Origin of the sequence: Fibrobacter sp. UWB11 (assembly GCF_900143015.1) — a bacterium.
In the GTDB taxonomy this organism is placed as follows: domain Bacteria; phylum Fibrobacterota; class Fibrobacteria; order Fibrobacterales; family Fibrobacteraceae; genus Fibrobacter.
In genome coordinates this window covers 99,325-110,263 of the sequence record NZ_FSRT01000005.1, presented here as the reverse complement: position 1 = coordinate 110,263, position 10,939 = coordinate 99,325, and the positions used below count along the sequence as shown (strand labels likewise).

4 protein-coding genes are annotated in these 10,939 nt (G+C 46.6%); 2 read left to right on the top strand and 2 right to left on the bottom strand.

The genetic code is table 11. The annotated features are described in order from the left end of the window. Positions 1 to 171: 171 nt before the first annotated feature. Positions 172 to 1,278 (bottom strand): 3-phosphoserine/phosphohydroxythreonine transaminase, encoded by a 1,107-nt coding sequence (gene serC / locus BUQ91_RS15055; protein WP_074209871.1) that lies wholly within the window; start codon positions 1,276 to 1,278, stop codon positions 172 to 174. Positions 1,279 to 1,469: 191 nt separating this feature from the next. Here serC and BUQ91_RS15050 point away from each other — a divergent pair, with 191 nt between their 5' ends. Next, a complete protein-coding gene (locus BUQ91_RS15050) occupies positions 1,470 to 5,903 on the top strand; it encodes a T9SS type A sorting domain-containing protein (protein WP_074209870.1) in 4,434 nt (1,477 codons plus the stop codon). A gap of 187 nt (positions 5,904 to 6,090) precedes the next feature. Here the strand turns inward: BUQ91_RS15050 and BUQ91_RS15045 are convergent, their stop codons facing one another. Next, positions 6,091 to 6,615, bottom strand: coding sequence for a hypothetical protein (locus BUQ91_RS15045; protein WP_254842394.1), 525 nt, complete (start codon positions 6,613 to 6,615; stop codon positions 6,091 to 6,093). 277 nt (positions 6,616 to 6,892) lie between these two features. Here BUQ91_RS15045 and BUQ91_RS15775 point away from each other — a divergent pair, with 277 nt between their 5' ends. Continuing rightward, on the top strand, positions 6,893 to 10,918 hold the full coding sequence (locus BUQ91_RS15775; RefSeq protein WP_175566651.1) for a hypothetical protein: 4,026 nt from the start codon (positions 6,893 to 6,895) through the stop codon (positions 10,916 to 10,918). Positions 10,919 to 10,939: the final 21 nt, after the last annotated feature.

Sequence of the window (10,939 nt, the reverse complement as noted above, 5' to 3'; positions counted from 1 at the left end):
TATGCGCCCGTGCCTTCTGCCGGCACGCTCTGTCATGCCCGCCTTTGTTTTTTTTGTCATGCCCGACTTGATCGGGCATCTCCCTTAAACAGAATAAACGAAAAAGCCCCGGCGCTAGGCCGGGACTTTTTCAAATGCGCTATACCGCGCGGGGCGCGGCATTCTCGTCGATTAACCGAGAACTTTCTTTTCGAAGTCGCCGAGGCAGTCAACGAGAGCCTGCACGCCTTCGACCGGCATAGCGTTGTAGATCGAAGCACGGAAGCCACCCACAGAGCGGTGACCCTTGAGCTGCTGGAGGCCGCGAGCCTTAGCGAATTCAAGGAATTCCTTAGCGAGATCGTCTGCCTTGTCGGCTGCAACGACGTCCTTGTTGAACACGAACGGAACGTTCATGATGGAACGGTCTTCCTTAGCAGCCGTACCGACGAACACCTTGGAGTTGTCGAGTGCGCTGTAGAGGAGAGCAGCCTTGGAACGGTTCACCTTTTCGATAGCGTCCACGCCACCGAAATCCTTGAGCCACTTGAGGGTGCGGTTCATCACGTACACGGCAAAGACCGGAGGAGTGTTGAACATGTTGGCAGCGTCGATGTGGGTCTGGAAGTTGAGCATGGTCGGGATGGTGCGGTTCACCTTGCCGAGAAGGCCCTTCTTGATGATCGTGACAGTCACGCCAGCGCAGCTGATGTTCTTCTGAGCGCCGCCATAGACGACACCGAAGTCAGACACGTTGATCTTACGGGCGAGGAAGTCGGAGCTCACGTCAGCCATGAGGAAGCCAGACTTCGGCTTCGGGAAGTTGTGCCATTCCGTACCGTAAATCGTGTTGTTGGCGGTCACGTGGAGGTAAGAAGCGTTGTCGCTGAGCTTCAAGTTCTTGTCGATGCGGCTGTAAGTTTCAGACTTGGTGTCGCAAGCGGCGAGAGCGTTACCGAACTGCTTAGCTTCCTTGTAAGCCTTGTTTGCCCAAACGCCGGTCAAAGCATAGTCGGCCGTAGCGTCCTGGTTGAGGAAGTTCATCGGGAGCATGCAGAACAAAAGTGAGCAACCACCACCGAGGAACACGATGTCGTAATCTTCCGGGATGCCCATCAATTCACGGAGGTACTGTTCCGTCTGGGCGAACATGTTTTCAATCGGCTTTGAACGGTGACTCATGGAGAGGATACTGATGCCGCTGTTTTCGAAGTCGATGCATGCAGCAGATGCTTCCTTGAGTGCCTGTTCCGGCAAGACCGACGGTCCTGCGCTAAAGTTATAGACTTTATTTGCCATTGTTGTGTTCCTTTTTAGGGGTTGTCTTGGGCGTGAACCCAATTTAAAAATTACGGGGTAAAAATAGCAAAAACCGCTCTATCCGGCTATATCTGTGTCAATAAAAAGATTTTATGGGCTGTTATAACTTCAAAAGGATTGTTTTTCTTCTAGAAACAAATTATTATTTCTATCGAAATAAGGAGGAATCCATGTTGGTTCGGGTAAAATCGGCCTTTTTGTGGGCTGTTTGTTGTTTTTCGTCGTTTTCGTTTGCGGCTTGGGATGGGACGGCTGAGGTTCCCTCGGCTCGGGATACCGTAATTTTTTATGATTATGAAGATTTTCATTATGAAGCTTCGCTGCCGCTTTACCATATTTCTACGCCGGAACAGTTGGCGGGTTTGGCGCAGCTGGTAAATACCGTTGATCCGGCTGAAAATCCGGAAAAAGCTACTGAAAATATCCCATGGCGCGGCGTTGTCTTATTGGATAACGACCTCGTGTTCGGAAAAGACGAAAATTCCGTCTCGGAACACCCGTGGATTCCAATCGGCAAAAATGAAAAACGCATCGGCGAGATGATTTTCGATGGCAAGAACCATACTATTTACGGTCTCGATTTAACGACCCAGTCCGATTCCATTTTCGGATTGTTTGGGTTTGTGGAACATACCGAATTGAAAAACGTGACCCTCGCGAATTACAAGGTCTCGATGAAAGCGGATTCCACTTATAGGGCCGGGGATTTTTATGGCGGTAGCCTTGTCGGGTATGCTAAGTATTCGAATATTCACAACGTTCATACCCGAGGCGGAGCGATAAAGATCGAAGTTCTTCAGAAAACAATGATCAAAGACGAAGAAAAGGGAGACTACTACGTAGGCGTAGATGAAGTTTCGATTGGTGGCATTGTTGGTTTGCTGAAGGGTTGGATTGATAGCTGTTCCAATGCAAGCGATGTTGATGTGACTTTCTTCGAAAGTCAAAACGTGGGCGGTATTGCAGGCGAAATCCTTAGACAAACCGAGGGTTCCTACGATTCGGTTACTTATTGCTCCAATTCAGGGAATATTACATCCAAGTCTCCCGAACTTTACAACGATGCCCGAGTCGGCGGAATTGCTGGATTGTCTAATGCTCCTGTAGCCTATAGCCAGAATACGGGGGCTGTTTCGGGCGATGTCGGAATGATGGGCGGCATTGTTGGCACGGGCGGTGGATATGGCGATATCGCTTATTGCGAAAATTCAGGCGATATATCGACAAAGAAACTGTATGCGGGCGGTATTGCTGGTTACGGTTCTAAAGTCCGTAATAGTGTGAACAAGGGTCGCGTGGAAGGAATCTTCGCTGGAGGAATTATCGGCAATGCCGGTCCCGTTACGCTTTGCATTAACGAAGGCTTTGTGAAAGGGCAGGTTGTTGGTGGTATTTCTGGTATGACGGATAGGGGGCTCAGCCAGGTCGTCAATCGTGGAACGTTGGAAGGGGATACGGTTGGTGGAATCTGCGGAAGAAATCTTGGCGCGATTTCGTCTTCGTACTCTTATGCATCCAAGGTGACTGCGAAGGATGTGGTGGGTGGAGTTGTTGGCTACAATCAGGGTACGATTATTACCTCGGCTTTTGATTCTACGTTGCAACCTTCAGTTAAATTGGTTGGTGTAGAGGGTGAGGGGAATCGGGTAAAAGAGTCCTTTGCGTTATCGACAAAGGAAATGCAGTCCGTTGAATTTGCCGACAAACTGAATGAAGCGGACCGTGACGATGGCAAGTCTCGAATTGCTTATGATGAAGCAGAACATCCGAGACTGACGTGGAGCTATGATGGCGGCTATCCGATTTTTAGCGATTCTACGCATTTGCCCGTTTACCGAATTGACCTCGATGATAGTGTTTTTGTGTCCTATGCTTTGACGGATGCCAAGGGACATATTGTCGATTTGCCGCCTGCTTATTCTACGGAAGGTCGTTATTTTGATAGCTGGGTTGATTCCACGGGAAAAACCGTGACGAAGACGACTGTGTTCAATGCTCCTTCGACCATTTATGCCAAGTATTCCAAGACAATCAAGGATCCTTCTTTGGTCGTGAACCGCCCGGACCCGACTACGATTGGCTGGAATGGCGAACTGAGCGTTCCGAAATGGCGTATGCACCTCGATACTTCGCTTTACGTTGCGATTTTCACTCCGTCGGAATTGGCGTGGTACTTGTCGACTGGAGCCTCCTTTACGCAACGGGCCGCGCTTGTCAATGATATTGTGATGGGGAAGGATTCGTTATCGGTAATGACGCGTGAGTTGAAGACGATTTCGGAATATGGTCGATATATCAAAGGTTATGTTTTTAATGGCAATGGACATAATATTTACGGTTTGAATGGAGCCCTGTTTGGTACGAACTATGGTACGATAAGGGATGTGCATCTGGTCAATTATCTTGTTACAGGTCATGGAGCTTTTGTAGATACCAATAGAGGAATGATTTCAAAATCGTCGCTTCGAAAGGGTGTTATGGACCAGATGGATGAGATACGGATTAGCGGCTTTGTGTCGTTGAATTATGGATATGAAACTGGATTCTCTATTATAGATAGTTGCGTCAATTACAGCAATTATGATCTTTCTGCGGGGAATAATCCGGTGTCTGTTGCGGGAATCGCCTATGAAAATCGAGGAACTATCAGCAATAGCCGCAATCTCGGGAATATCAAGGTTCAAGGCAGTGGTTCGAAGATCACTAGTGTCGCCGGAATTACGTTAATCAATGGCACTACGGGAAACATTTTGAATAGCACAAATGAGGGCGATATCGAATACGATGGAACCATAAGTGTCCGACTTGCAGGGATTGTGACGGATAATAGAGCCGATTTGATTAAAGGGGCCAAAAACTACGGAAAAATTTATGCAAGAGTGGGTGCACCGGCGTATGTTGCCGGATTAGCCATTGGTGCTAATGGTATTGATTCTTGTGCCAATTATGGTGATATTACCGTCGTTGTTGTTGCAAATGAACTTAGCGGTGGTATTAATTTCGGTGGTATTTTGGCCGGAGACTATTTGCGTACCGGAATCAATGTTAAGAATTCCCTGAACAAAGGTGCCATTACGTTTGTAGATTCTTCTTCTTCAAAGCTTGAAAACATCAGATTTGGCGGTATCGCTGCCAGGGCGAATGTCCTTTCTGGCAAGAATGAGGGCAGTGTCAAATTTGTACAGTCGAATCCTTCAAAAAAATATGATAGTTCGAAAGACGTTCTTGTTGGCGGTCTTGTAGGCGAAGCGAAAACGCTCAAGGATTGCGTTAACGAAGGCTATGTCGTTGGGGCTGGTTCTGTTGGAGGCCTTGCTGCCAAAGCGGATTCTATTGTGAAGGGTGTAAACTATGCCCGTATCGATGGGATTACGACGGGTAAATGGAGTCAACTGGGTGGAGTTTGCGGCGAATGTGGTTATTTGGAGAACGCTTTCAATGGGGGAAGTGTCTCGTTGGATGTCGCTGAAAGTAACTCTGTGTCTTATCTTGGTGGTGTTGCTGGCTCTTTAGGTAATGGTCGCATGATTGCGAATACGGGCTCTGTAAAGGCTGTCGGAAATAGTGGAGAGATTTTTGTCGGTGGTCTTTTGGGAATGATGGGATCCGACATTGTTTTAGATGATGCCTATAACTGGGGCGAAGTCTCGTCGGAAGTGGCCGCTGGTGGTATATATGGACTTGCGGCAAAAGCTCATTCGTCTGTTGCAGGTTTTGATCACTCCTATCTCGTTACCAATATTGCTTTTAAGAACGTCTATAATGCAGCCCCGGTAAAAGCCCCTAAAGCGAACCCGATTGCTGTTATGGATGAATGTGCAAATGCTACCGAACCTGAATTTGCCGTATTGGTTTATAACGATTCCGCCTTCACTCAAGAAAGGGGATGTATCGAGATTGATGAGGTGCTTGGTTTTGAGGCAGATGAGTATTATAAGATCAATTTCGTTTTAACAAGCCCGCTCAGCACGAAGTACATGCAATCCGATGAGTTTGTGGAATTGTTGAACACTTCCGGCAAGACGGTTGAAAATAGGCATGTGTGGAAAAAGAGCGATACGTATCCAGTGTTTGACGAAGTTGCGTTCGGCATGTCTTATAGCGTAGAACCGTCTTCGTCAAGTTCCGCTGTTTCTTCCTCGTCCTCGGCAACAAGCAGCTCGTCTTCTAGCAACGCCATCCTGAGCTCAAGCGAAGGATCCAGTGATTCTAAGTGGTCTTCCTCGGCGGTAAACAGCTCGTCTTCCAGCAATGTCATTAAGTCGTCGTCCTCGACCGCAAAGAGTTCTTCGTCGAGCGTCAAGGCTCCGTCTAGCAGTAGCAAGAAGGCTGATTCGTCTAGCTCTTCTGTCAAGTCGAGCAGTTCGTCTGCAAAAACGAGCTTGCCGGTGATTGCCCATCAGCGATTCCGCATGGCGGTGCAGGGCAGAACCATCACGTTGCATGCTTCGAAGGGCAGAACCGTTCAGGTGTTCGATGCGCTCGGTCACCATGTTATGTCGAAAGCGATTCCTGCGAATGGCGAAACAAGTGTCACCTTGCAGGAATCTGGCGCCTACATCGTGCGTGTCGATGGAATGAGCCAACGCGTAGTGCTGAAATAGCCCGCGCAAAAAAAAGACCCTCTGCGCGAGGGTTTTAAAAAAGAGATGCCGGCGCAGTGGCCGGCATGACATTTAAAATGTGACTGGATCCTTCACTTCGAACCTTCGGTTCTCCGTTCAGGATGACGCATTGTGTTGCCTTGCGGCATTCCGACGCATTGTAAGGTCCCTGAGCTTGCCGAGGGGACTATACTCCCAATGCCTGGATGGCTGCCTTGTACTTCTTGAGACGGAACTTCGTCTTGAGTTCGCGGCGTTCCTGGCGGTGGATGTACTTGTCGTCCATGAGCACGTTCAAGATAGCGCTCTTTGCCTTTGCTGCTGTCGGATTGTCCTTGAGCGTTTCGACAAAGCGGACAAAGTCCTTTTCGCGTGCGTCGTAGGTGGCGTCTTCGGCCGGCACACCCTTTTCCATGAGGTGGCAGCTGTATTCGTCAATCCAGGACTGGTTCTTGTGGTAGGTCATCTTTTGGATGAGATCGACCATGTCGGCCGGAACACCCATCTTGATCATGTCGTCCGGAGTTTTTTGGGTAGCAGATGTAATGGAATCCTGCAAAATAGCGAGAACTTGGACATCTTCGGATTCGCCTTTGTTTTTAAGATAATCGGCGACGTTCTGGAGAAAATCGATGTATGGACCACCGGCCTTGTCCTGTTGACCTTTGTGGACATCGGTCGCGATTTTGTAGGCGTCTTGATAAGAGAGCATTATTAACCTTTCTTTTAAAAATTCGAGCATCCACGATGCCCATGCCTTGAATATACATAAAGCATAGTTAAAAAAGCGTCTGTTGGTTTCTTTTTTGCTCCAAAAGACCTCATTTTCTTTACAAACCGACTATTTTGGTTGATTTTTCTTTGAAATTGGTCGTTTTGTCTTGACAACTAATCCAAACGGATTATGTGAAGTTCCCTTTGAATTTCTAGTAAAATAAGCTATCTTTGCGCACAAAACAAAAAAAACATAAAAAAATAGGATAATGAGTATGAACTCTCGATATCTTAAATTGGGGTTGGCCGCTTTTGCTGTTTCTCTCGGCATTACAGCTTGCGGTGATGACGTGTTAGTTTCCGAGGACCAGTTTGTTACCGTCAATTCGTTGAATGACGAAAAGTGTAACGAAGAACGCGAAGGCTCCATGGCTTTTGTGAAGTCCAAGGCCACGATGTACCTGTGCTCTGAAGGCGAATGGATTGCCATGAAGGACCAGGATGCCATCAAGTACCGTTGCGAATCCAAGGAACTCAAGGATAAGTCCGGTATTGCGATTGTTTGCGATGGCACTGACACTATCGGTGTGGTCTACAACGGTAAGGATGGTGCCAACGGTAAGGACGGTACCAACGGTAAAGATGGTTCTAATGGTAAGGATGGTACCAACGGTAAAGACGGTACTAACGGAAAGAACGGTACCAACGGTAATGATGGTACGAATGGTACAAATGGTACGAACGGCACCAACGGTACGAACGGTGTAAGTGTCGATACCGCCGCTATCAAGAAGTCTATCAACGATGCCTTGAGCGCTGCATCTGCCAACAACCAGAAGCAGATTGACGAAGCTCTCAAGAACTTGAGCAGCGCCTCTGCCAAGAACCAGAAGGACGTTGACAACGCTATCGGTAACTTGAGCAGCGCTTCTGCCAAGAACCAGAAGGACGTTGACAATGCTCTTGGCAACTTGAGCAGCGCCTCTGCCAAGAACCAGAAGGATGTCGATGACGCCCTTAAGAACTTGAGCTCTGCTACGGACAAGTATGGCAAAGATCTCGATGACAAGTTCAGCGATGCCTACAGCAGCTGGACCGCTGAACTCGAAAACAAAAAGTGCGAAATCGTCAATACGGAACGCAACGACGAAACGGCTATCATCACTGTGACCATCAAGTGCGGTAAAGCTGAAACCAAGATGGAAATCCCGTTCACGGTCCCGAACGAAAATCTCGAAAAGAAGTTCACAAAGCACGTGGTGGTTCGCCTCCCGGTGATGAGTGAAAAGAAGACCGATTCTGACGACATCTACGAAGAACTCTGGTCTCACCTGAAGAGCGGCAAGTATTCCGAACTCTCCATCATCGACCTCGACAAGAAGTACGATGCAACGGGTAAGGTGTTTGTCTCTGACCTCGTGGCTTCTGCCTCCCAGCCGTTCGTGACGGTTGAAGAAGTCAACCAGAGAGAAGTGAAGTACAACGTTGTGCGTCTCGAAGGCGACATCGATGTGACGAACTTGACAAACCCGATTGTGGAACTCCGCGTGAAGATGAACCTCGGCGGTCTCAATTTCTCGACTGTTGATTTTGCCTATAACACGATTGTGGACTTGACCGACAAGGATCCGAATGTTCTCGATGCAACGGATACGGTTGTCATTGACTTCTTGACCGACTACAAGACAGCCCGCATGAAGTACTTGCTGAAGAATGGCAGAGATTTTGATAATGCTCTCTTGCAGGCTAACGATGAACTTGCTAAGGCCCTTTACTTGAAGAAGGATGGCGAAGACTACCCGCAGTTTGAACATTATCTGCCGAACAAAGTGGACTTGAACGAATACTTCAATAGCGTATTCTGGATTATGGCTTTGGTCGACCAGGCCGATGTCGCTAAGAATGTGAACAAGGCCTACAACGACTTCCGTACGATTTTCGCAGAAGAAGGTAACTTCAAGAAGGGGGCGAAGACGCTGTTCGATGGCCGTGAACAGAGCATGTATTTTGTGGACTACCTCGCCTTGCTCATCAACGCAAACTTTGATAAGTATCATTACTGTGAAGGTATGTGCTTTGACTATATCTATGAAGACTATAATTCCGACAGGGACGATAAGTACTACAAGATTTTGCAGAAGGGCTTTAAAGAGGTTTACAGACTTGATGTAGAGGCTGCAACGGATTTTGAAGATGGTTACAAGATCCAGAAGACTTCTGTTGATGATGGCTATTTTACCTACTTCAAGTACGATACCAAGCAGGAAGTATGGTTCCCGGTTGTAAGTAGTGGTAATTACTTTATAGAAACCGTAGCAGCTACTGCTGAAAATGGTCAATGTACATCTGCAAAAAAAGGTGAGATTATAGCCATTACTTCTGAAAAGCTTGATTTCAGCTTAAAGTGCAATTGCGATTATGATTTTTGCGCATGGAACTTGGTGGATGCTTGCGAAGGTCGTGAAGAAGGATACACAGGCTTTACTAGGGAACATGGGTCTGAACCATGGGCTACCTATGAATTTGAGTGCGTGCAGAATCCTCGTTGTGAAGGCTCTGACGAAGTCTGTTCTTTGCAAGAAAAGAGACTTCCGTCTTCTGCTTCATCATCTTCTGTCTACAAGAACGATGAAGAAATCCTTGCCGATGCACTTGGTGCTTGCAATGAAGAAATCATGAAGAATGATGAGAAAAACTTCGTGAAGCTCAATTTGAAGGAGCTTATGCTTTCTACGATGACCGGCTATGGTTATTACAAGTGCGATCATGTCTTTAACGGTGACGGAGTAGATTTTTATAAGTGGGTTTCTGCTAGCGATATGGATGTTGAATTCAATCAAGCTTGTGTTGAAGCTCGTAAAAATGAAGTTAAAAAAGTTGGTGACAATCATTATATCTGCCGAGAATACGCACCAGGTAGTTCAACTTCTTCTCATTCCTGGAGTGAAGAATATGATGGTGAATTTCTTGGTGATCAACATTGCTCTTTGGACAATCAGGGTGACATCGCTACGTATGAAAAAGAAGGAAGTGATGGTGTCGGTTATAAAACTTGCAATCATGATCGAAACAATGTTCCCAAATGGATGGATACTCAAGTGGATGAGTTTTGCAAGGACAACGTGAAAATCAATGGTACGGTGACGAACAACATCTCTGCAACAAAGAAGATTGTTGCTAACGAAGATCTTAGTGGCAAAACATTTGGAGAAAAGTGCGAATTCGATGGAACGCTCTATGTCCGTAATTCTGAGGGTACTTTCCTGAATTGGATGAACGTAGAAGGGTATATCAGCTGGGTGTACAGCGACCGTTCTGGTATCGTTTATGGTAATCGCTACTATATATTCATGGATGGCTATACGGATCATAAGATCTATTTCTGCACTTACGAAGGGAACGATTTCACTTGTAAAGAAACTTCTGTTGAAACAATCCGTGGCTTGACTCCTGCTGAACCGGGTTCATGCACTGATGATAATGCAGAAACGTGCATTACCGCGATGGAACAGTTGAACCTCCTCGCCAATATGACTGATTACAAGCAAGAAACTGCAGAACATGTTTCCTTAATCGAATTTGTCACGGAAGTTCTGCTCCCGGGGGCTACCGAGAAGACTAAGGTTGTCGCTTCTGTTGTCAGAGACGATTGGCATGAATTTGGTTTAGATGATTATTGCTCTTACAATGCAAACTTTGATTATTTAGTTTATGATGATGGTTCTTCGTCTTCTACAACAAGAGACAGAATGTGCAATGAAAACGGTGCTCCTAAGTACATTAGAACTGCTGCCGGCAGCACTTATGACCGCTATTATGACTATGATGACGATGGATACAAGTCCTATTCTGACAAGTGGTATACCGTTAAGGAATACTGTGCTACGAAGAATAAACATTGCTACATAAAAGGTCTAGAACCTGCAAGTGCATCTTCTAGCTTTGACTGTGCTTTTGGCGAACCTTACGTGAATAATAAAATCTTCTATTGCGACCAGGCCGATGGTGAATGGAAAATGGATGCATCCATAACTACGGCTGAACAGTATTGCGACAAGAAGTTGAAATTCAATAGAGGCTGGGATGAATGTAGCTACGAAGCAATTGCTGCTGTAGAACATCCTAATGATTGTGCAGAGGATGATGCCGGCTGTCAGCAATGGGAATATAATGTGTATGATGAAACATGCTTTGCTCCGTCTGGTTTAACATGGCCTGAAGGTGTTGAACCCGATGGACAACCGTTGGTTGGGTACTGTGGCTTGTATACTGGAGGATGGAGTTGGGGTAATGGAGTCTAATCGCTGAGATAATCTAACAGT

Bases quoted from the DNA above. Each gene is read 5' to 3' on its own strand.
- serC (WP_074209871.1), bottom strand. From the start codon at position 1,278: ATGGCAAATAAAGTCTATAACTTTAGCGCAGGACCGTCGGTCTTGCCG.
- BUQ91_RS15050 (WP_074209870.1), top strand. From the start codon at position 1,470: ATGTTGGTTCGGGTAAAATCGGCCTTTTTGTGGGCTGTTTGTTGTTTT.
- BUQ91_RS15775 (WP_175566651.1), top strand. From the start codon at position 6,893: ATGAACTCTCGATATCTTAAATTGGGGTTGGCCGCTTTTGCTGTTTCT.
- BUQ91_RS15045 (WP_254842394.1), bottom strand. From the start codon at position 6,615: ATGCTCTCTTATCAAGACGCCTACAAAATCGCGACCGATGTCCACAAA.